Consider the following 23,551-nt stretch of genomic DNA (forward strand, 5'->3'; position numbering starts at 1 on the left):
CCATCGATTTTACTTTCAGTGATCTTTGGTAGTGCGATCTTTGCTCTGGGTGTCGCTATTTTATACAAAAATAATTCTTCAAGTGGCGGAACAACTATTCCACCACTGATCTTCAAAAAGTACTTTCATTTGAATACTTCGATTGGTTTATTGGTAACAGATGCGTTTGTTGTATCACTTAATTTATTTATTTTTGGGTTTGAAGAATTTTTATACGCCATTCTTTCGATCGTCGTTACCTCGATTGTAATGTCATATATTGAAACAGGAATGAATCGTAAAAAATCGATAATGGTGATGAGCGAAACTTCTATCGAAGAAATCCGCCAACGTTTAAGTGCGGAAATTGGTCGTGGCTTAACTTTATTAGAAGCAAAAGGTGGCTACAACCGCAAATCTAAAGAAGTTTTATTGATCGTCGTAACAGACCAGGAGTTTTCAAGAGTCAAACCATTGATCGAAGAAATCGACCCTACTGCTTTTGTGATTGTCAGCAGTGTAGCTGAAGTAACTGGTAGTGGCTTTACTTACCATCCAATTGAGTAATAAGAAGCTTATTCATAAATACTTCCTCTTCTATTTTTGTATTTCTTCTAAAAATTGATTCTGCTTAAATAATTTATCTAAAACGAGTGATGCCATAACGTGTAGTCGCTCGTTTTTTTTATGCCCATGCTGAAACGAATTAGTTGCCTTTCTCAATTAAGTTGTATACAATTTAATTGTACAAAATCAAATTTAAAGGAGTGTTTTTTATGAAAAAAATGTATTCTACAAAAATGATCAATACTGGTGGTCGTTCAGGTGAAGTTCATAGTCCAGATCATTCATTTGAACTTGCAATTGCGGCTCCTGGACGTCGTGTAGCCGATGCAACGAATCCTGAGCAATTATTTGCAGCAGGTTTCAGTGCTTGTTTCAATAGTGCGTTAGAATTGATCAAAAATCAAAAAAATATCTCTGGTGCTTCTACCATCAGTGCTCAAGTATCTTTGTATGCTGAAAATGAAATGAGTTTTGTTTTAGGCGTTGAAATTGAAGGTCATGTTGAAGGTCTCTCTTTAGAGGAAACACAAGAATTACTAGAAGCAGCTCATAAGGTTTGCCCTTATTCTAAGGCAACTGCAGGTAATATTGAAGTGACATTGACTGCCGTTAACAGCTAGACATTTATTACAAAATCAGCTATGCTAACAAGGAACTACGAGAATCGAGGTGGAGAAAATGGAAGATTTATATTTAGAAAACCAGTTGTGCTTTCCTTTATATGCCGCCTCTAAAGAAATCATTCGCTCGTACAACCCTTTGCTGAAGCCTTTAGATTTAACTTACACGCAATACCTGGTAATGCTTGTTTTATGGGAAAACCAACAAGTCACAATGAAAGAACTTGGCAGCTTACTTTGTTTAGATTCTGGAACCTTGACGCCCGTCATAAAAAAAATGGCTGACAAAGGCCTACTTCAAAGAAGAAGAGCAGATAAAGACGAGCGTATTACGATTCTATCACTGACTTCTAATGGAAAAGCTTTAGAAGAAAAAGCAAAAGATATTCCTGCTAAAATATTAGCGAGTCTTCCACTTGAACCGGATGAGCTTGTTCTTTTGCAAAAACTCAGCAAGAAAATGCTAACTAATTTTCGGGAAAAACACTAGGAACTAAACAGTCAAACTGCAGACATTGCTCATCAATGTCTGCAGTTTTTATTTTTTTCTTCCTAATTCCCTATTTCCGCTTTATAATCAAATATGTACGCTATGACTTAAATTACTTGGAGGTTGTTGATTTGTCTGTTTACCAACGCTTTTTGGCGAATGAAAAAATTTGTCGTATGACTGTTCTATTAATCATTATTGTAGTCCTTTTTCTTGTAAGAAGCATGATTACAACAATTTTACTAACTTTTATTTTTACGTATTTAATGATTCACTTAGTGCAAATTATCCAACGATTCATTAAGGTTCCAACCGGAGTATTAACCATTATTGTTTATGCTCTTGTGGTTTACCTAATCTATTTAGCATTTACAATTTATATCCCCGTCTTGGTACACCAAACATTTGACATGGTCAAATCAGTCATCAATTTCTATGAACATCAACCCAAAGACGCTGATCCGGTTTTACTTTATATCCATAATTACATTGAAAGAAATGATTTCTTTGAACAATTACAAAATGGTGCATCAATTGCTTTAGGCTATTTACAAGACTTTGGTAAGATGGCTGTCGCCTTTACTATGTCTTTTATCTTAAGTTTCTTTTTTATGATCGAAAAGAAAAAAACAATCCTATTTTCCCGCTTATTCTTAAAAGGCGAATTTTCTTGGTTCTTCCAAGACATTTATTACTTTGCTGATAAATTTGTCAATACCTTTGGATTAGTATTAGAGGCACAGTTCATTATTGCTTTATTAAACACGATCCTCACAACGATTGCTTTAGCTGCTTTTGGTTTCCATCAGTTGCTTAGTTTAGCAATTATGATCTTTATTTTAAGTTTGATCCCAGTTGCTGGTGTCATTATCTCTTGTGTGCCCTTATCCTTTATTGCGTATTCTCAAGGTGGCATAAAAGATGTGGTTTACATCTTATTAACGATTTTAATCGTCCATTTACTTGAATCTTATGTTTTGAATCCAAAATTGATGTCTAGTAAAACAGAATTACCGATTTTCTATACCTTTATTGTATTATTGATCAGCGAACGCTTTTTAGGAGTATGGGGTTTGATTGTTGGTATTCCAATTTTTACATTCTTATTAGATATATTAAAAGTGAAAGAAATTCCCAACCATCCCCTCAAAGAGTGACTTTCTTTGAATCAGAACCTGTAAGATTTACTTCAGTTTAATTGTCATAAAAATTTTGTGACGTCTCTAGCTCTGAGAAATAAGTCGAAGAATCCCTTCTAGTTAGGGCATTCTTCGGCTTATTTTCCGCTAAAATTTTCTAGAACACCGCACACTTGTCTTGTTAATCCTTACAAAGTAAATCCATCTTAGAAAAGATCTTTTTTTATAATAGGAGTTTTTTTAATCAAAAATCAGTTTTTCTGGTAAAAAATTAAAATTGGTATTATCATTAATTTATATTAATAAAAGGAGGAGATGTATCATGTGTACATCCATTGTTTATGCAACTAAAGATCATTATTTTGGACGAAACTTAGATTTAGAGCTTTCTTATGGACAAGTAGTGACAATTACGCCTAGAAACTATCCTTTTAAATTTCGTCGAACGGATCCTCTACCCTCTCACTATGCGTTAATTGGTATGGCTGCAGTTGTTGATAATTATCCGTTATATTTTGAAGCAACAAATGAAAAAGGACTTAGCATGGCAGGTTTGAATTTCCCTGAAAATGCTCATTACTTTGAAGAAGACTCTGGTAAAGCCAATATCTCACCATTCGAATTTATCCCTTGGTTATTAGGAAAATGCGCAACAATCGATGAGGCAAAAAAATTACTTGCTGAGATCAACTTAGTAAATATCAATTTTAGTGAAGAACTTCCACTTTCTCCTCTTCACTGGATGCTTGCTGACCAAAATGAAGCTCTCGTGATCGAATCAACCATTGATGGTTTGAAAATTTACAATAATCCAGTCGGTGTATTAACAAATAATCCACCTTTTGATTATCAATTGTTTAATTTAAATAACTACCGTCATGTTTCTCCTACTGTATCTTCCAATCATTTTGCGAAAAATCTAGAGTTGGATGTGTATAGTCGTGGAATGGGTGGATTAGGCTTACCAGGCGATTTATCATCTGCTTCTCGTTTCGTAAAAGCTGCCTTTACAAAATGGCAATCAGTCTCAGGAGATTCAGAGATGGAGAGCGTAAACCAATTTTTCCATATATTAACATCCGTGGAACAACAAAAAGGATTGTGTGATGTAGGAAATGGGAAGTTTGAATATACGATCTATTCGTCTTGTTGTAACATGGACAAAGGGATCTATTACTATACTACTTACAACAATCACCAAATCACCGCAGTTGAAATGCATAAAGAAAATCTCGAAGGCACTGAATTGATTACTTATCCAATGGTTGATCAAGAACAAATACATTATTTAAACAAATAAAAAATAAGTGATTTAATACTTATGGTTCATCACTTATTTTTCTAGTAATTTTCTATTTTATAAAGAAGAGAATGAGGATGTGCTCCTCATTCTCTTCTTTTAATAATAATGTTATTTGTTTGCTTTAACTTTGTTTTTCACTATTTCGTAACTTTCTCACTCCGAAAATAGAGAAAATGATAAGTGTAAACCCAAGATACATAAAACTTGGTGTTGCTTTATCTGCTGTTTTTGGTAATTGACCACTTATACCATTACCAAGAGATTTTTCATTATCTGAGAAATTATCATTGTTTATTTCATATTTGTTTTCATTTTTAGGCGTAAAACTACCTGATAAAGACATCTGATGCGATTTTTCTTTGATCATATCTGGCAAAATTACTTGATTTTTCGTATTAACGTCAATTAAAGATTCCCCCACAGTTGGAAATTCTTCTTTCTTAGGTATCTCGATTTCCACTTGAGGTTTTTTCATTTCATCTGGTGTTGGATCAGTCGGTTCGACTGGATCTGGCTTTTCTTCTGGCGTTGGATCAGTCGGTTCAACTGGATCTGGTTTTTCCTCCGGTGTTGGATCAGTCGGTTCGACTGGATCTGGTTTTTCCTCCGGTGTTGGATCAGTCGGTTCGACTGGATCTGGCTTTTCTTCTGGCGTTGGATCAGTCGGTTCAACTGGATCTGGCTTTTCTTCCGGCGTTGGATCAGTCGGTTCAACTGGATCTGGCTTTTCTTCCGATGTTGGATCAGTCGGTTCAACTGGATCTGGCTTTTCTTCCGGTGTTGGATCAGTCGGTTCAATTTCTGGTAATTCGGTAAAATTATCCTCATCAACATTAAGCATTTCTTCAACTGTCTGACGTTGACTATAAGGCGTAAGATGCTGATTATCTGTCGGACTGCCATCAGCTACTTTGATCGTAAATAATGCTGGCTTTGTTAAATGTTGATTTAATGTTACAGTAAAGGTAAAACTAGCCTTATGTCCATTAATCTGAAGCGTAGTTGGATCGTACCCAATCGTCAATGCTGGATCAACTTTCTCAAATACTACATTGGATTGTGAGATTGGTTGTCTATCGCCTGAATAGCTGACACTGGCTTTGACTGGTACCGTTTTTCCCACCGGAAATTTCATGATTCCTGAATTTGTTGTGGAAAATTCATCCTGTAGTGTGATACAATTCACGTTTGCCCACCCAGGCTCTTTCGTTTTAGTAACGATTGGGTGGTGCTCTTCAATCTTTACTTGTTGCGTTGCTTCGGCAGTTACCGATAGGCCTGTCAAAGCAACAGTAGCCATTATAAGTTTTAAGTGATTCATTTTTACATCTCCCCCGTTTCAAACACTTTTGGCTTGCAATACATAAGATAATACAAACGGCTAAAATATTATTACTGTTTTTTTGTTCAAAATAGCTAATTTTTTAGTAAAATGCTGGATGGAAAATCAAATGGAGGAATAACATGCAAACACAAGAAGCAATCAAAAAGTATCTTTTAAATAAAAAAAGTGTTACCAAGCTCAATATTTTTCTTTTTCTTGCAGAACACCCATTCTTCATTACCACTCACTACCTCGCTGATTATTTTGAGATGTCTGATTCTAATTTTTTGCTTTATCTCCAAGAATTAGAACAGGATTTTATGACACTTGATTTAGAAGATGTTTCTTTGATCAGGCAAAAGAAATTTGTCCAGTTAGATTTAAAGAATACAGATAGTGCAAAATGTTATTATGAATTATTTGGTAAATACTGTTTAGAATCGACAAATTTTAAAATTTTAACAGCCCTGTTAGAACCAACTGGTCATTCAATTGTTAGCATTAGTCAAACAACAAATTACAGCTCCTCTTATCTTTATTCCAAAATGAAAGCTGTCAATCAGTTCCTTAAATTGTATGGGATTGCATTTAAATTTACAGCTAAAGGAAAAAAATCGTAGCAGGAACGGAAGTACAGATCCAGTATTGTTTTTTAGATGTTTATTGGAATATTTTTTCAAATACTTCTGTCCCCTACGGCATGGAAACCCCACAATCTATTACGTATGAACTAACAACTTATTTTAAACAAGAATTACTTGATGCCCTAAGTGGAGGTATGAAAGAGAAATTATTTTTACTATTAAAAATCTGTGTAGAGAACTTTCCAGTTACATCGTTGAAGAATGTCCAAAGAGAGTTTAAAGAATATGACTATATTGAATACTTGGTTACTCCAGAATTTGATTTACTTAACGATCATTCATCTATCTGTCATGAGCAGCGGGTTTTAATCAACCTGTTAGCAAGATTAGCGATCTCAAAACTAGAAAGTGACGAGCTTAGCTTTCAACATTACCAAATGTTACTAGAAGCTAATGTTCCTTACATCGTTTACTCTAAAAAGCTAGTGGAGTCTTTTAGCCGACACTTTCATTTAAAAGTACCAGTCAACCAACAAAAACTTTATGCCTTGAACTTTGCTCGAAATAAACTTTTCAGTACTTTTTTGAATCCTGATCAACCCAATACTCCTTTACCTACCTATACTTTATATGAAGGAAAAGAAAATTTTGAAAACTTACAAAATGAGATCAAACAATTCTACGTCACTTTTAGACAAAAAATCAGTAAAGAGCTGCCAGATCTATTGATCAAAGAAAATATGCAATGGATCGTTGAAGACTTACTTCATTTGTATGATCGCTTTAAACCTCAACACTCGATCGTCATAGGTATCAATTACACCAAGGATTTTTATGTGAGTAAAGATTTGATGGGCAAAATCGAGCAGATCTTTTCTTCCGAGTCGATCATCATCCAAAAAAATTATATGGAAGAATGTGATATCATCGTCAGTGACTGTCCCTTAGAGCATCTGCCGCCACATATCAAAAAAATCTATTTATTGGACAATTATGTGACACCGCAAGAATGGAAAAAAGTAATTACTCAAATTGCTGGATATATCTTTGAATTAAAGCAAGAAAATGATTATACATCTTGCACACCATTTTCTAATAAATGATCCAATGCAGCCGTTCATGGAAAAATAGTCGATGAATCCTACTAAACAAAGGAAGCAGCCACTATTCCCATGTACGGCTTTTTCTATTCTACCTATAAATAACCTCCTATTTTTACGAGACATTCTTAAAATAACAAAAAAACCTTTGACTTTGCAACCGTTATTAAATTATATTAATTATAAATAAAGCAAAATAAATTGGAGGTTTTCATATGTCATTGATTGGAAAAAAAGTTGGAGAATTTACCGCACAAGCTTATAAAAACGGAGAATTTATCGATATCAGCGATGCTAATCTTACTGGTAATTGGAGTATTATTTGCTTTTATCCAGCAGATTTCACTTTCGTATGTCCAACAGAATTAGAGGATTTACAGGAACAATACGATGAATTAAAATCACTAGGCGTCCAAGTATTTTCTTGTTCAACGGATACCCACTTTACACATAAAGCATGGCATGACTCATCTGAAGCTATCGGAAAAATAGAATATGCCATGATTGGCGACCCTTCTCACCACATTTCTCGTTTATTTGATGTATTGAATGAAGAAAGTGGACTTGCACAAAGAGGAACTTTTATCATAGATCCAGATGGTATCGTACAAGCAATGGAAATCAATGCTGATGGTATTGGACGTGACGCAAGTGCCTTGATTGACAAAATCAAAGCCGCACAATACGTACGTACGCATCCTGGTGAAGTTTGTCCAGCGAAATGGAAAGAAAGTGGCGAAACACTAAAACCTAGTTTCGATCTTGTTGGAAAGATTTAGAGGATGAGCCGATGTTAGATAAGGAAACGAAACAAAATTTAGCTCAATATCTTGATTTAATGGAAGCACCAGTTGTTTTTTCGGTTAGTACAGATGACACAGCCAATTCCCAACAACTATTCGAGTTTGTGAACGAAGTGGCAGATATGACTGATAAAATTACGGTTGAACAAAAGACGTTGCCACGTACCCCTAGCTTTGAAATCAATTCTTTACAAAAGACTAGCGGGATCACTTTCGCAGGTATTCCTTTAGGCCACGAGTTTGCATCTTTCCTCCTTGCTTTATTACAAGTAAGTGGACGACCACCTAAAATAGCTGATACTTTGATTCAATCCATTTTAGAAATTAATCAGCCTCTACATTTTGAGAGCTATGTCAGTTTAACCTGTCACAACTGCCCTGATGTTGTTCAAGCGTTAAACATTTTAGCGGTTTTGAATCCGTTGATCACCCATACGATGATCGAAGGTGGGATGTATCAGCATGAAATCACTGAAAAACAAATCATGGCCGTGCCAACCGTCTTTTTAAACGAAAAAGAATTTGCTAGTGGACGAATGACGATTGAACAAATTTTAGGAAAAATAGCTGGCCCGAATCTAATGGAACAAAAGGAAATCAATACAAAAGAATTATTTGACGTTCTAGTTATCGGTGGCGGTCCAGCAGCAAGCAGCGCAGCGATTTACGCAGTTAGAAAAGGCCTCCGTACTGGACTCGTAACTGATACACTTGGCGGTCAAGTCGTAGATACGTTAGGCATCGAAAATCTAATCGGTACACCTTACACAGAAGGTCCACGATTGATGAAACAAGTCAAAGAACATTTACGGTCTTATCCTGTTGCTGTTATGACAAATCAACAAGTTGTGTCACTAAACAAAGGAGCAGATCTCTTTGAAATCAATTTAAAAAGCGGCAATCAACTGAAATCAAAAACAACGATTGTTGCAACAGGAGCTCATTGGCGTTCCATCAATGTTCCTGGTGAAAAAGAATTTAAAAACAAAGGAATTGCCTATTGTCCTCATTGCGATGGTCCCCTCTTTGCCGGAAAAGAAATCGCAGTGATTGGTGGCGGAAATTCAGGGATTGAAGCTGCCATTGATTTAGCTGGGTTGGCGAAACATGTATATATTTTAGAGTTTCTTCCGACACTTAAAGCAGACCAAGTATTACAAGATAAACTAGCTACTTTAACAAATGTCACTGTCATTCTAAATGCCCAGACGAAAGAAATCAGTGGTCAGACAAAGGTTGATTCGTTGAGTTATATCGACCGTTCCACCCAGGAAGAACACACAATAGCTGTTTCAGGTGTGTTTATTCTGATCGGTTTGGTTCCTAATACGGATTGGTTAGTTGGAACACTTGAGTTAAATGATCGAGGAGAAATCATCACTGATGCCCATGGTGCTACCAGTGAAGCAGGACTTTACGCTGCTGGTGATTGCACAGATAGTGCTTATAAACAGATCATTATTGCTATGGGATCAGGAGCTACATCAGCCCTTGGTGCATTTGACTATTTGATGAGAAAAGAATAACTTTGCTACAAATCTCAAAAGGTTAAGACAAGTTTATTCATCAACTTGCCTTAGCCTTTTATTTATTCTTTTTTTACAATTGCGATAAGTACACATTTATTGAACAAACGAATATAATAAAAGAAAACTTATCGCAGGAGGTGCTATCATGAATCAACGAATTTTCACCATGAGTTTCTCAAGTGTCTACCCTCTCTATGTAAAAAAAGCTGAGAAAAAAGGACACTCTCGGTCAGAAGTGGATGAAATCATCCGCTGGTTGACTGGTTATACCGAAGAAGAATTACAAAAACAACTGAAAAATGAAGTAACGTTCCAAGTCTTCTTTGAACAAGCACCCAAACTGAATCCAAACAGACAGTTGATAACTGGGGTGATTTGTGGTGTGCGAGTGGAAACGATCAAAGACCCACTGATGCAGGAAATACGTTATTTAGATAAGCTAATTGATGAACTTGCAAAAGGCAAGAAAATGGATAAAATATTAAGAAGCTAAATAAAAAGCAGGTTTTTATTTGGTAGAATAACTGTTTACCGTTACAATAGATGAAAAGGAGGTTATGTTATGTTTGAAATGATACGAACGAATTTTCAGCGTTACGCATTGCTAAGGTCAGCCATTTACATCATTGCCGGACTTGCAATTGTGATCAATCCGACAGCTGTATTCCATTTTATTGGCTACCTCATTACAGCGTATTTTGTTTTATTAGGAGTTTTGAATCTTTTAGAAGCAAATAAAAACCGAAAACAAACGGGTGCATGGGGATTTGGTTTAATTAGCGGGATTGCCTTTTTTATTCTCGCACTAATCGTGTGGGTCTTTGCAGCAGCAATCGTCTCGCTCTTACCAGTTATCTTAGGTTTAGTTATTATCCTAAAAAGTCTCTTTCAATTATTCGTTGGACTTAACACCCGTTCGAAAGGTTGGAGTGCTTATAGTATTCTCTTATTGATTGGTGGTTTGATTTTATTATTCAATCCATTCAAAAGCGTTATGATACTCTTCCAATTATTTGGTGGGCTATTAATTTTCATGGGTATCTCAGAAATCATTAGCTATTTTAAAGTGAACAAGAGATATTCGTAAGTAAATAAGAGGTTGCATGACTATTAGTTTACCTAGAAGATGGAAGAAGTTGCTTTTTCCAAATATCTTTCGTTTCTAGGGGTAAACTTTCTGTTTGCTCCCTCTTTTTATTTGCTTTAAAATTTTTCATTTTCCGAGTCTCTGATTGCTGATTTCTTATGCAATCTCTTTTTACCACAAATAAAATAATTAATGTTATTATATATTTGAGACTATTGAATAAAGAAAGGTTTGACTATCTTATGGAGTTTATTGGTATCTTGTGTCTAATCCTTGTTGCAACTACAATTGGTTCGCATATTTCAAGAAGATTTGGGATTCCGGCTGTTATTGGGCAATTGTTAGTTGGTGTATTACTAGGACAAGCAGGACTTGGCTGGGTTCATCCAAATATTTTAGTTCATGATTTTTCTGAAATTGGTGTCATTTTGCTGATGTTCTTAGCAGGTTTGGAAAGTGATTTATCCTTATTAAAAAAATATTTTAAACCAGGAATGTTTGTAGCACTTTTAGGAATCCTCTTCCCTGTCTTTTTCGGTTGGCTTACTGGCGAGGTGTTTCAAGTAGCAAACAATGAAGCAATCTTTTTTGGGATTATTTTAGCTGCGACTTCTGTTAGTATCTCTGTCGAAGTATTAAAAGAATTAAATGTTGTGAATACGAAGGAAGGATCAACGATTCTAGGTGCCTCTGTTGTTGATGATATTCTGGTTGTTCTAGTGCTAAGCTTCAGTTTATCTTTTTTAACAGGTAAGTCTACGAGCAACCTACCCCTTCCTTTACTCTTGTTGGAACAACTATTCTATTTCTTATTTATCTTTTTATTAGTGAAATGGATCGCTCCATTTTTAATGTCTCTAGCAGAAAAAATCTATGCGAATTCAGCCATTATCATTATGTCATTAGTCATTTGCCTAGGAATGTCTTATTTAGCAGACCTGATTGGGTTAAGTTCAGTAATTGGGGCATTTTTTGCTGGGATTGCAGTGAGTCAAACAAAAGTAAAACATGAAGTTTACAATAATGTTGAAGCTTTGGGATATGCAGTATTCATCCCCGTATTTTTTGTGAGTGTTGGTTTAGAAGTAGATTTTTCTAAATTTAGTGAACAGATACTATTTATTTTGATTTTGACACTCGTAGCGATTCTGACTAAACTTATTGGCGGATATATTGGAGCAAAATTCTCTGGTTTTTCTTCCAACAGTGCACTTATGGTAGGAGCTGGTATGATTTCTCGTGGTGAAATGGCACTGATCATTTTACAGATCGGACAACAAAGCAACTTGATTGAAAATCACTACTACTCTCCTTTAGTGATCGTTGTTTTGTTAAGTACTCTGATCTCACCTCTGATTCTTAAATATTTCACTAAAAAAGTATACGCCAATTAACTTACTATCTATCAATGAATGTTGTGATGATAATGTCCATTCGTTATACTAGAGAAAAAGGACGGTGAAAAATGGACTCAAGACTTAAATTGATTAGTGAGATGGTCGATCTGACTAACAAGATCACTTGGCGTAATAAACCAAAATTAGAACAAGTACTCGAAGGCTATTCTTTAAATGAGATCGACTTAATCGAAAAAGTAGCATCAATTCCAAATCCAAATGTAACCAAATTAGCAAATGCTAGTTACATGACTCGTGGAGCGATTAGTAAGCTAACTAAAAAAATGATCACTAATGGCTTACTTGAAAGCTATCAGAAACCTGAAAATAAAAAAGAGCGTTACTTTCTCCTGACAGCTGAAGGTCAGCGTATTAACAAAATGCATCAAAAGCTCCATGAAGAATTTCTTAAAGAAAATGAGGTCGTTTTTCAACAAATGACTAAGGAAGAGTTTGATACTGTTTTTCGTTTTATCGGTCGCTTTAGAGAAAATTTAAAAAGAACAAAACTAGAAAAATAAAGTGCATGTGTAATCAACCGTGATCTTAAGATCACGGTTGATTTTTTGCTCTCTTCTTCGTTAGATTTCATTCTTCTATCTTAGTATCTCTCCGTTTATTGTTGACAAGGAAACAATAAATGGATACTATATAAAATGTTTCCTAGGAAACATTTTATAGCTAAGGAGTTTTGATATGAATACAACAATCAACAAACATGCACTCGTTTTTGGTTTCACTTCGGTCTTTTTGATTGGATTAGGGTTAACAATCGTTAATCCGGTCATCCCATTTATGGTAGAGCAATACACAAAAAACACACAGCAACAAGCAACCACGGTGACACTACTCAGTGCGATCTATGCTTTTTCCATGTTTTTAGCCGCCCCTATGTTAGGCGCACTCAGTGATCGGTTTGGTCGGAAAATTATTTTGATCAGTAGTTTGTTTGGCTCTGCGATTGGGTACTATTTATTTGGCTTTGGTGGAGCTTTATGGATACTTTTTCTTGGTAGAATAATTGAGGGGCTGACCGGCGGCGAAATCTCAGCTATTCTTGCCTATTTTGCTGATTTGACGCCAATTGAAAGTCGAACAAAATCTTTTGGATGGATTAGCGCGACGGTTGGGATTGGAACTGCAGCAGGTCCTTTGATTGGTGGGTTCTTGGCACAGTACGGACCAGCAATTCCCTTATACGTTGCCTCCTTTTTGTCTTTGAGTAATGCGGTTTACGGTTATTTTTTCATGCCTGAAAGTTTGACTAAACGTGAACGTACAAGAAATCTTTCTCTTCAGCAAATCAATCCCTTCAAGCAACTCCAATTGGTTTTCACTTTTCGATCAGTCAAATGGTTATTGATCACAGGTTTTTTGATTTGGCTACCCAACGGTTCATTCCAAGCGATTTTTGCTCAATTTTCAATTGATACTTTCCATCTATCGCCAATTATCATCGGTTTTACTTTCTCGTTAATTGGCATTATGGACATTTTTGCTCAACTGTTGATTATGCCGATTTTATTAAAATTTTGGCGAGAAAACCAGATCATTACTATGGGTATTACCAGTGAAATGATTGGTTATTCTGTCATCATCCTTTCCGCTTTTTATGGCTCGATCCCCTGCTTTATCATCGGCATGGTCTTTTTCGGGCTAGGTGATGCGATTTTTAGTCCTTCCTATAATGGTTTGATTTCAACGTATGCTAGCAAAGAGGACCAAGGGAAAATCCAAGGGGCTTCACAAAGCATCCAAGCATTAGCTAGAGTGATCGGTCCGATGATCGGTGGTCAACTATATGCTAATTTCCATCATACGATGCCATTCATTATAGGATTCATTTTATTAGGTTTAGCTACTTTTATCGTTAAACCAAAGGTAAAAAGATCATTCTAAAGCATCCCTATATAAAAAAACTAATCGAGTGACTGTAGTATTCTAAATAATTTAGGTTTCCTAGCCCAAATGTAAGTAGTGATTACAGTCATTGATTAGTTTTATTCATTCGTCTATTGATAGTTTTGATTCAAGTATTGGAGCAACTCAGGTGCACGTTTCGTTGCAGAATCACCTTCTGCTTTATCTTCTAACATGCTGATCATGAGATAACCATTTGTATCAGGATTCACAGCAAATAGGAAGCTATTTTCTTGTCCTTTTTCATCTTGTTTTTCTTTGATTTCCGCTGTACCAGTTTTTGCTGTTATTGGTATGCCTAAAGTAGCTAAAGAATGAGCGGTACCATTCGTATCTTGAACAACATCTTTCAAATCTGGCAGAATCGTCTGTACAGCTGTTGAAGCAATGACATTTTGTTTAACTTTCGTTTCTTTATCCATCTCTAATTTTGGATAAACGAGATTTCCATTATTAGCAAAAACAGAATACATTGTTGCTTGTTGGATCGGATTGATCAATAGTTCTCCCTGCCCATAACCAGTATCTGCTAATAAGATTTCTGACTTGAAACTATCCTTATTTGAGATTTGTGCGGGATTCATGCTGATCGGCAAATCTAAGTCTTCCCCAAAAATGAATTTATTTAATCCTTCGCGGAATTTCTTCTCACCCATTTTCAAGGTTTCTTGAGCCATATAGATATTATCTGAATAAATCATTGCGTTTCTCAGATTGACTTGAGGCACATCGCTGACACGAGTAACTTGATACGATCCCCATGATTGGTCTTTTTGCCATTTCAATCCATTGATCGTCAATACTTCGTCTGGATTCAGCGTTTGATTATCTAATCCGATTGCGGCAGTAATCATTTTAAATGTAGATCCGGGAGCGTAACCGGTAGCAAAACGACTAATAAATGGTTGATCTTTATTTTCCGTATAGGCTTGATAATCTTCTTGAGAGATTCCATTTGTCATTTTGTTTGGATCATAACTTGGAGAGCTCGCTAATACTAACAACTCACCCGTTTTTGGCGAAGTCGCTACTGTTGAACCCGCTTTTCCACCTAAACTATCAAATGCGATTTTTTGAGCATCGGCATCAAGAGTTAATTTGATATCCTGACCATTTTTCACTTCTTGATCAATCAATACTTCTTTTTCTGTCCCATCAGCATCCGTAATACTCAATTTCCCTCCATTGGTGCCACGTAGTTCTTTGTCATAAGTCATTTCCAGACCAGAACGACCAATTTTACCATTACTACTTAATTCAGCATTCTTTTTGATATCTTCTGCTGAGATATCACCAACATAACCAATCAATTGCGCTGCTGCTTCGCCTAACGGATAGGTGCGACCATCAACTTCTTGGATCGCTGCTCCGCTTGGCAATTCGGGGGTTTGTCCATCAATGATTTTTAGAGGAACAAAGTAGTCCGGTTGTACCCAGCTTTGAGAGATAGCTTGATTGATTTCATCTTCTGAAAGATCAAAAGCTGCAGCAATTGATTTGATGTTTGCTGTTTTCTCTTCTTTTTCTCCCAGCTTTCTAGGAACGATCCCTAACTGTTTCAATTTGCCCGTCGTTGCTAATTTCTTTCCATTTCGATCAAGGATATCGCCTCTTTTAGCTTCCTCACTAGTCAGACTTACTTTGTCTGTATCTTCCATTTGAGGAAAAATCAAGTTCGGCTGCCAGTTGATTTTGATCTGATCATTTTTATTTGTCAAAGTCCCTTTATATGATAGGTCTTTTAATTCGCCTAAGCTTGTATTCATTTTAGCTTTATAAGAAAAAGAATAGGTTTCACTATCTTTTTTCGTCACTTTTAAATTAGAGATTTCCAAGCCTTTTATGGCCACAGCTCCGTAAATATTTTGGTATTTTTCAAGAGCTTCTTTTTCAGAAATTGTCTTCTTAGTCTGTGAATCAATTTGCGTGTATGACATCGCCTTTTTATAATCACCAGTACTCAAACGTTCCGCAAACTGTTGGATCGTTTTTTCTCCTGCTGAAACCACTTGCTCTTCATGCGTTTTTTGATAGTAAAAATACCCGCCACCAGCCGCAAGAACCAAAACAAGGGCGCTTGTTAGATAAACACCAGTCTTGTTCCTACGATGATTGTCACTTCGTTTCATTTTGTCCCTCCGCTCACATTTTCTTATCTTAACTTCTATCCATTTTACCATAAGAAAAGAAGCTAGAACACAACGACAATCGCTTGTTTCTAACTTCTTACACTTTAAATAAAATGTAAATCTATTGGTCTAAAAACTGATTGATTGCTAATTGATTTTTTTCTAAATCAAGTTCTAGTACACTACCAGAAGGTGTGTAATCATTAAAATTCCAACTACCTTCAACTGGTACAGATAACGTATCAATTGGTTTGTCATCTTTTAAGAAATCAATGCCACAATCAATTAATACACTTTCAGGTAAATTGGTTTTAATACTTCCCAAGAGTTGACCGATTGCTTTTGGTAATTTAAGGATGGAGGTCACATCTTTTAATTGCTTAGAAATTGCTTTGATCACTTGTTGTTGTCTTCTGATCCGTCCAAAATCTCCTTCAGCATCTTCTCTAAAACGCGCATATTGCAATAAGGTATTCCCATCCATCGTTTGTTCACCTTTTTTGATGTATACACCATCCAAGTCTAAATCTTTCTCAGCATTGATATCTACACCGTTAGGGAATAGCTCATTGACACAATCAATGAAATCTTGGAAGGTGATACTTGCATAATAAGGTGTTTCAAATTTGAAATTTTCTTTCAATGTTTGGTTCAAAAGATCAATCCCTCCATATGAATAAGCTGCGTTGATCTTATCTTGACCATGCCCAGGTATATCTACATAAGAATCACGCATAATCGAAACCAATTTTGCTTTTTTAGTTTTTTGATTATACTGAGCAATCATCAAAGAATCTGAACGTCCATTTTCTTCTTTCGACCGGGCATCAGAGCCAATCAATGCCACATTGATAATCTTAGGAACACTTTTGGCTTCTACTTTTGGTACATCGTCTGCTCGACTCGTTGAAGAATAACCATGAACAAACTCAAAAGAAAAATAGCCGATGACAATGACGACTGCCGTCAATAGACCTAAAATCACTTTTTGAAATGTTTTCATTTTCGATTCCTCTTTCTAACCGAACCTCTTACTTGAAATATAGCCATTTTTTTATTATGATAGTCCAATTGAGAGATTCTTAATTGTTCTTGTTTAACAGTTTAGGTTTCTTGAGTTGTAACCTCTCAACCTGCTTATTTTTCTCTTTCACTTGTCGAGACGAGATATTCAAAGCTAATCCAATAGCAAAAGACAAGATTAAATAGCTTGTTCCTCCGTAGCTAACAAATGGCAATGGTACACCTGTCATTGGAATTAAACCAAGGATGCTTCCAATATTGATACTTGTCTGAACGAGTATCCATGTCCCTACACCAATTAAGATCAAATTTGCCTGTTGGTTCTTTTGTTTCGTACTCTTTTGGAAGATTCGCATACATAATAAGAAAAGCAAAAACAAAACAAGTAATGCGCCTATCAACCCAAACTCCTCAGCAATGACTGAGAAAATAAAATCTGTTTCGGATTCAGGGAGATAACCTTTTTTAGTAATACTATTCCCCATTCCTCGACCAAATAGGCCACCGTTGTATAGTGCATAGTAAGAGTTACTCATCTGGTATCCTGCACCATGTTCATCTAAAAAAGGATTATGAACCATTGCGATTCGGTCATAAGCGTGTTCAAAAAATGAAGGTAACAAATGATGCTTTTCAAGTAGTAAAACTAAGCCAGCTACTAAGATCAAGCTAGCAATCGCTGCTCCGATAATTATCAGCCCTTTTTTAATGGGAATAGCTGCAGCCCAAAAGATAGCTCCAGCAATAGCTAAAATCATCAGTGCTCCCGCAATTTTAGGTTGAAACAAAACAAGCACGGCGATTCCGCCCACGATCAATACTGGTATATGAAGTTTCTCAGGAACACTGCGGTCATTTCTAAAAAAACGACTTAAATATAAAATCAAAAAAATGGTTGCGATTTCTGATGGTTGAAACTGGATTCCAGCGATTGAAACCCACCGCTGGGCACCATTAACTGTTACAGCAAAAATCCCGAGTTTCATCATCGCTAATAATAAGCCCGATACAATCAATCCAGCTTTTATTATTCTTGGTTTCAGTAGAACTTGTAATCTGATGGAATAGGTCAATACAATTACGCCCCAACTAAGGATAATAAACAAAAATTGCCGAATAAATAAGCTTTTAGGATCACTTCCTGCTACCAATAAACGATAGGAACTAGCACTATATATCTCTAAAAGACCGACAATTGACAAAGCCAAATAAGGGCCTAAAATCAACCAGTCGATCTTTCTGTTTTTCCACATCGCATATCCCCCTCCTCTTACACAAGTTAGGCGAACACGAGCAGTTAAATATAGAATCAGTTATAGAATATAAGAAAAGGTCAGAAACCTTTTCGAACAAGAATTCTGACCTAGCATCATCTCATCGTCCGAGTTTTAGCACTATACAACGTAAAGAAACACTCTTAGCTATTTGAAAAAGCCTTAATCCGACAATTCCTGTTTGACTCATTGGCGTCTTTCGACGTTTCTGAGCAATAGCATATGTTTGTATAGGAGCCTCACCTAACAAGGTTATTACTATTTTTATTTTTTACAGAGTTAATAGTAAGCTTCTTTAACTATTTTAGCAATCATTTATTTGATAAAAAAACAAAATTAATCAATCTTTAATATATTTCCCCTTTTTAGGAAGTCGTTTAATATGAAAATCCTTTGCTGACTTGATTGATTTTTCTGTTTTGATTTTCTCGTTTTCACTTTTCGGAATAAATTATCAAGTTATCTTAACATTTACATACCAGTTTATCCATGCACCAGAAATCCTCATATCTGCCTTTTTACTTGTATATTTCAAATAAAACTTTAAATCATTCGGTTTACCTAAAAAAAACTTTATTGTTTTTTATAACTAAAAAATGTTTTAGCTAAATTTTATTTCTTACGCCAATATTATAATAATATTCTTAGGATTATACATCCTCTAAAAATAACATATTTATCGTCATGTAGTTCACTTTGGCCTAGGGATGGTAAAGATTTTCCCTAAGGTTGCATAATCATTCCCTGCTAATCGACTAACTGGTTGTAGTTTCTTGGGATCGATCTTCCCAGATACTGGATCATATACCTCTTCATTTAATTGATACGTATGGATTTTTAATAAGAAAAGATCGGCAGTAACTTCTTGCTCATTTTTAATTTCGAGATGGTCATATAAATCCGTTTCAAAAACAATTTTTGCCTCATTGATTGGTGGAATTGAACCATTCCTATTTATTTTCGTAGTCAAGTTAGTCAAGGTTAGTTCACTTTCTTCTTGCGGAAGAGTTGCTGCTGTTTTATTGACCTCCACCACATTTTGCTCATCTAAAACTTGGATAATTGCTGCTTTCCTTATTAAGATATTTTTAGCAGTATCTTTCATCTGCTCATTCTTTCTTTGGACAGCTAACGAAACGATGGGTGGATTTGAACTAACGATATTAAAATAGCTGAATGGCGCAATGTTTAAGTTCCCTTTCTCAGTTAATGTTGAAACAACAGCTACTGGTCTGGGAATAATTGAACCAATCAGTAATTTATAATTTTCTCTTTCTGTTAATTGAGATGACAAACGTGTAAACATCTACTCCCCTGCTTTCATTTGACAGAATCAAAAACTGTTCTCCTGTCTAGATTTAGTCAGACACTATTTTTTACTATCTATCATTGTTCTTTTTTTGTCAAGAATCCGTATTGGAAGTGTTGCTAATTACGTTTTTTCCTCTATTAAAGAGCTGTGCATTGTTTAGCAAGTATTTACTTTGCTGTTTATGGCTATTTCAACTAAAATAATATGGAGGGGGCGTTTTCATGAAACCTTATTCAATCCTATGGTTATTCCCTACGTTATTGGTATTTGCAGGATGTGCCGATCATTCCTCTCAGTCAAATGGTACTAATACTAGCACGAATTCGATTGTTTTGGATTCTACAGCTTCTGTGCCTTTACCAACTAATCCCAACCATCCATCAAAGGAGGAAACACCAATGTCAATTGCTCCAGGTCGCTTGTTACAAGCTGTTAGTGCCGAGGATTTAAATCTAGTTCAAACGTTGTTAGACCAGTCAACTGCGATGATTGATGAACAAAATGAAAAAGGAGAATCCCATTATTGATTGCTGTCCACCATAATATGATCGATATTGCAAAAATCCTCGTTGATCACGGTGCGAACATCAACTTACAAGATCATATTCAAGATAGCCCTTACTTATATGCTGGCGCACAAGGAAAAACTGAGATTCTTGCTTATATGCTTGAAAATAGTGAACCTGATCAGTCGATCGTTAACCGTTTTGGTGGTAATGCATTGATACCAGCTGCCGAAAAAGGACATTTAGCCAACGTCAAACTTTTGCTAACTGATGGTCGTGTTGATATTGACCATCAAAATCATTATGGCTATACTGCGTTAATTGAAGCTGTGGCTTTGTGAGATGGCTCAAAGATCTACCAAGACATCGTCCGAGAATTATTGGCTCATGGTGCAAATAAAGAATTGCGTGATAACCAAGGGAAAACTGCCGAAGATTATGCCAGAGAATTAGGATATGATCAACTATTATCTCAATTAACTTGATTACAGGAACAAAATAATTTCCAAATAAAAAAGCTGATGATCGATGTTTTATAACAAAATGACACTTTTGTTTATAGTTTAGACATTTGCTTTTTTGTTTTACTTTCACGATCGTCTCATCGTTTTTGTCTGAACCATGTTCGATTTACTTTCTGATCAGCTAAGCTTTTTGGTATGGAACGTCACGTCTGCCACTTTACTCATGTGTAGTTTTTTCTATCACGAAACTTTACGTTAAACAAAAGATTTTACTTAAGATGAACCTGTTTCATTATGGTTACAGGTTACACCCCTGCTGGTAATACATACGTTTTTATTTCTAATATTTGAATGATCTTATCTAAATCAGCTACTTTGACTACCATGGTTTGATCAGGTCTACCAGGTACCAATACTAATTTTTCCTGAGCGAATATTTCTTCATCAATAATGATAGGAACAGATGATTCATAACCAAATGGTGAAACAGCACCTGGCTTTTGTCCCGTTTCCGCTTCCATTTCTTCAGCCGAAACAACTGACACTCTTTTACCAATCAGTTTGCTTAATTTTTTAAAGTCGCTTCTTTTAGTCGTGAAGGTTAAAAAAATATAGCGATTGTTTTGTTTATCTTTTAGATACAAGCTCTTCGTCTCAGTACCACTAAACCCTTGTTCCTCTTTTACAACTAACGCATCCTCATTGGTAAAAATTGGGCGATGGCGATAAAGTTCAAACGCAATCTGGTTTTGTGTAAATATTTCTTGCAAATCAATCAAATAAAAAACCTCCTTAACAATAGATTATTTCTTTACTTTTCTATTCTATGGGATTCTTATCGATAAAAGCAATGTTTATTTCATTAATCGTTCGGTTTATCCCTAGCTTTGTTTACATAATATAAATATAGTTTATTTAAGTCGGATTTCTTAAAAAAACAGAGTAAATTCGTTTGATATCACGAATTTACTCTGTTTTTTCTATTGATTTAAACTGCTAAGACTATCTGCTACGATTTGTTTTGGTGTCAAATGATAACGTTCATACAATGTTTGAACAGGTACACTATCAGTAAACTCTTTTTGAGAACCAAAGTTTAGAACTTGGATTGCTGAATCTCCATAATAACGACTGATTTTTTCACCAAATCCGCCCGAAAGACTACCATCTTCTAAAGTGATAATCAATTGGTGATTTTCTTTTAATTCTTCTAAAGTTTCATGATCAAGTTCAGTGATCGTTCCAGGGTTAATCAAAGTGCCTGAAATCCCCTGATTCGCAAATTCTTCTAAAGCTTGTTTACCTAATTCAAGGAAGCCACCTAGTGCTAAGATTGCAACTTTATCTCCAGCAACCAAGCGTTGGTAACTTGGAATAGCGTAGTCTTTTGCGATTGCTTCACCAGATGTCACACCATGAGCAGGGATTCTAATAGCAACCGGTGTATCGGTTTGTGATAAACTCCAATCCAACATCGAAAGTAAGTCTTCCTTCGTAGCTGGCGCTAAATATTTAATATTAGGAATACTTGAAAGATAAGGAATATCAAAAGTCCCTTGGTGGGTACGATCACTTCCTGAAATGCTTGCTCCTCCAATTAGAATGACTACTGGATTTTCGTTGATCGCTAAATCATGAGATAATTGATCATATGCTCGTTGTAAAAACACACTTGAATGGAATACCACAGGTCGAATCCCTTGAGATGCTAAAGCAGAAGCAAATGTGATCGAATGTTGTTCTGCAATCCCCACATCAAAGTAGTGTTCTGGATGTTTTTTTTGAAATTCCTTTAAGCCAAACATTCCTGGAATCGCAGCATTCACAGCCACGATAGGCGTTGCACTTGTTTTCGTTTTTTCATCAAGATAGTTCATAATTATTTGATTAAAACTTTCACTAGTAGGAGCATTCTTCGCTTCGCCTGTTTCTAAATCAAACGGTACATGCCAATGATATTTCATTTTGTTTTCGACGGCTGGCTCATAGCCATGACCTTTTTCGGTGTGAACATGTAAAACGATTGGATGGTCAATGTCTTTAATTTCTCTGAAAACCTCAATTACTGTTTCTAAATCATTACCATCCGCAACGTAGCGATAATCATACCCCATCGCTTTAAATAAATTATCATTACTTGTCCCATTGCTTTCACGAAGCTCTGCTAAATGACGATATAAACTTCCCTGATTCTCATCAATGGACATTTCATTGTCATTAACCAAAACGATCAAATTAGAATTGATTGTTCCACCATTATTCAAACCTTCAAAAGCTAAGCCTCCACTTAAGGAACCATCCCCGATAAAAGCAATGATATTTCCTTTCTCCTGTTTCAAATCACGGGCTTTTGCAAGACCGACCGCTAAACTGATCGAAGTTGAAGTATGCCCCACAGTAAAATAATCATGTTCACTTTCATGTTGATTGGAATAGCCACTAATTTCGTGGTAACTTCCCTCCTCAAATCCATTTTTACGACCAGTTAGTAACTTATGTCCATAAGATTGATGGGAAACGTCCCAAACAATTTTATCCTTGGGCGAGTCAAACACATGGTGGAAAGCAATTGTTAATTCCACGACACCCAAATTTGGGCCGACATGTCCTCCGATTGCACTATTTTTTTGTAAAATCTTTTCTCTCATTTCTGTAGCTAATTCAGACATTTCGTCTATCGTTAGTTTTTTTACCTCTGTTGGACCATTGATTTGGTCTAAGATGTTTGTCTTTATACTCACTATTCTCTCTCCTTTTGCAATAACATGTCCGAAAAGAATAACTCATTTCGGCCTTAGTAATTGTTACCACAAAAGATATTGTACTACTTGGAGTCAACTCTAAGTCAAGAGGATTTTGAGTAAAACTTCACAATAACAATGATATTTTTATTCTAAACAGCTTACACGAATAAACTTTACTAACTGGACCGAATTTTTTTAAAGTAGATAAAAAAAGAGAGTGGGACAATAGTCAGAAAAAAATCTGATTATTGCCCCAT

General features: G+C 35.7%; 18 protein-coding genes, 3 pseudogenes and 1 riboswitch. Of the genes and pseudogenes, 14 read left to right on the top strand and 7 right to left on the bottom strand.

All coding sequences use genetic code 11. The features are described 5' to 3' along the window. Positions 1-9: 9 nt before the first annotated feature. The 5 genes and pseudogenes from AB3I42_RS07540 to bsh form a co-directional block, all read left to right on the top strand. A pseudogene (locus AB3I42_RS07540) lies at positions 10-546 on the top strand (YitT family protein); the annotation flags it as partial. Between the two features lie 209 nt (positions 547-755). Further along, positions 756-1,166: an organic hydroperoxide resistance protein gene (locus AB3I42_RS07545; RefSeq protein WP_010719118.1), complete on the top strand. Its 411-nt coding sequence runs from the start codon at positions 756-758 to the stop codon at positions 1,164-1,166. Between the two features lie 58 nt (positions 1,167-1,224). Further along, positions 1,225-1,656 carry a MarR family winged helix-turn-helix transcriptional regulator gene (locus AB3I42_RS07550; RefSeq protein WP_034866544.1) on the top strand — a complete coding sequence of 144 codons (432 nt, stop codon included), beginning with the start codon at positions 1,225-1,227 and terminating at the stop codon, positions 1,654-1,656. A gap of 131 nt (positions 1,657-1,787) precedes the next feature. Continuing rightward, positions 1,788-2,813: an AI-2E family transporter gene (locus tag AB3I42_RS07555; RefSeq protein ID WP_131773121.1), complete on the top strand. Its 1,026-nt coding sequence runs from the start codon at positions 1,788-1,790 to the stop codon at positions 2,811-2,813. Positions 2,814-3,117: 304 nt separating this feature from the next. Further along, positions 3,118-4,095 (top strand): choloylglycine hydrolase, encoded by a 978-nt coding sequence (gene bsh, locus AB3I42_RS07560; protein WP_081122719.1) that lies wholly within the window; start codon positions 3,118-3,120, stop codon positions 4,093-4,095. 124 nt (positions 4,096-4,219) lie between these two features. Here the strand turns inward: bsh and AB3I42_RS07565 are convergent, their stop codons facing one another. Next, on the bottom strand, positions 4,220-5,419 hold the full coding sequence (locus tag AB3I42_RS07565) for an LPXTG cell wall anchor domain-containing protein (RefSeq protein ID WP_368022415.1): 1,200 nt from the start codon (positions 5,417-5,419) through the stop codon (positions 4,220-4,222). Positions 5,420-5,562: 143 nt separating this feature from the next. On the opposite strand from AB3I42_RS07565, the pseudogene AB3I42_RS07570 reads away from it, so the two are divergent. The 8 genes and pseudogenes from AB3I42_RS07570 to AB3I42_RS07605 all read left to right on the top strand — a co-directional run bounded on the left by AB3I42_RS07570 (position 5,563) and on the right by AB3I42_RS07605 (position 13,821). Continuing rightward, positions 5,563-7,109 (top strand): annotated as a pseudogene (locus AB3I42_RS07570) (helix-turn-helix domain-containing protein). A gap of 212 nt (positions 7,110-7,321) precedes the next feature. Next, positions 7,322-7,885 carry an alkyl hydroperoxide reductase subunit C gene (gene ahpC / locus AB3I42_RS07575; RefSeq protein ID WP_010737626.1) on the top strand — a complete coding sequence of 188 codons (564 nt, stop codon included), beginning with the start codon at positions 7,322-7,324 and terminating at the stop codon, positions 7,883-7,885. An 11-nt stretch (positions 7,886-7,896) separates the two neighbouring features. Beyond that, complete coding sequence (gene ahpF / locus AB3I42_RS07580; RefSeq protein ID WP_181933715.1) at positions 7,897-9,435, top strand: alkyl hydroperoxide reductase subunit F; 1,539 nt, start codon at positions 7,897-7,899, stop codon at positions 9,433-9,435. Between the two features lie 148 nt (positions 9,436-9,583). Then, positions 9,584-9,931, top strand: a complete 348-nt coding sequence (locus AB3I42_RS07585) for a DUF2200 domain-containing protein (protein ID WP_010737628.1) — start codon at positions 9,584-9,586, stop codon at positions 9,929-9,931. 69 nt (positions 9,932-10,000) lie between these two features. After that, positions 10,001-10,525, top strand: coding sequence for a DUF308 domain-containing protein (locus AB3I42_RS07590; protein WP_010737629.1), 525 nt, complete (start codon positions 10,001-10,003; stop codon positions 10,523-10,525). A gap of 242 nt (positions 10,526-10,767) precedes the next feature. Further along, the gene (locus AB3I42_RS07595; protein WP_131773486.1) at positions 10,768-11,919 is read left to right on the top strand and encodes a cation:proton antiporter; all 1,152 of its coding nucleotides are present in this window, start codon (positions 10,768-10,770) and stop codon (positions 11,917-11,919) included. 71 nt (positions 11,920-11,990) lie between these two features. Continuing rightward, positions 11,991-12,443, top strand: a complete 453-nt coding sequence (locus tag AB3I42_RS07600; RefSeq protein ID WP_368022416.1) for a MarR family transcriptional regulator — start codon at positions 11,991-11,993, stop codon at positions 12,441-12,443. A 175-nt stretch (positions 12,444-12,618) separates the two neighbouring features. Then, positions 12,619-13,821, top strand: a complete 1,203-nt coding sequence (locus AB3I42_RS07605; RefSeq protein ID WP_081122712.1) for an MFS transporter — start codon at positions 12,619-12,621, stop codon at positions 13,819-13,821. A 113-nt stretch (positions 13,822-13,934) separates the two neighbouring features. Here AB3I42_RS07605 and AB3I42_RS07610 read toward each other — a convergent pair whose 3' ends face one another. From AB3I42_RS07610 to AB3I42_RS07625, 4 genes are all read right to left on the bottom strand, one after another. After that, positions 13,935-15,971 (bottom strand): penicillin-binding transpeptidase domain-containing protein, encoded by a 2,037-nt coding sequence (locus tag AB3I42_RS07610; RefSeq protein WP_181933716.1) that lies wholly within the window; start codon positions 15,969-15,971, stop codon positions 13,935-13,937. A gap of 121 nt (positions 15,972-16,092) precedes the next feature. Continuing rightward, positions 16,093-16,974: an LCP family protein gene (locus tag AB3I42_RS07615; protein WP_010737634.1), complete on the bottom strand. Its 882-nt coding sequence runs from the start codon at positions 16,972-16,974 to the stop codon at positions 16,093-16,095. A 79-nt stretch (positions 16,975-17,053) separates the two neighbouring features. Next, positions 17,054-18,247 (bottom strand): FtsW/RodA/SpoVE family cell cycle protein, encoded by a 1,194-nt coding sequence (locus AB3I42_RS07620; protein ID WP_010737635.1) that lies wholly within the window; start codon positions 18,245-18,247, stop codon positions 17,054-17,056. A 113-nt stretch (positions 18,248-18,360) separates the two neighbouring features. Further along, positions 18,361-18,526, bottom strand: a riboswitch (M-box (ykoK) riboswitch). 433 nt (positions 18,527-18,959) lie between these two features. Then, positions 18,960-19,574, bottom strand: coding sequence for a flavin reductase family protein (locus AB3I42_RS07625; RefSeq protein ID WP_010737636.1), 615 nt, complete (start codon positions 19,572-19,574; stop codon positions 18,960-18,962). 227 nt (positions 19,575-19,801) lie between these two features. Between AB3I42_RS07625 and AB3I42_RS07630 the strand changes: the two are divergent. Next, positions 19,802-20,571 (top strand): annotated as a pseudogene (locus AB3I42_RS07630) (ankyrin repeat domain-containing protein). Between the two features lie 284 nt (positions 20,572-20,855). Here AB3I42_RS07630 and AB3I42_RS07635 read toward each other — a convergent pair. Continuing rightward, complete coding sequence (locus AB3I42_RS07635) at positions 20,856-21,329, bottom strand: YbaK/EbsC family protein (protein ID WP_306690440.1); 474 nt, start codon at positions 21,327-21,329, stop codon at positions 20,856-20,858. 201 nt (positions 21,330-21,530) lie between these two features. Further along, positions 21,531-23,291: a 1-deoxy-D-xylulose-5-phosphate synthase gene (locus AB3I42_RS07640; protein WP_081122702.1), complete on the bottom strand. Its 1,761-nt coding sequence runs from the start codon at positions 23,289-23,291 to the stop codon at positions 21,531-21,533. Positions 23,292-23,551 lie beyond the last annotated feature (260 nt).

This window comes from Enterococcus sp. C53 (genome assembly GCF_040887425.1).
Taxonomy (GTDB): Bacteria; Bacillota; Bacilli; order Lactobacillales; family Enterococcaceae; genus Enterococcus_B; species Enterococcus_B hirae.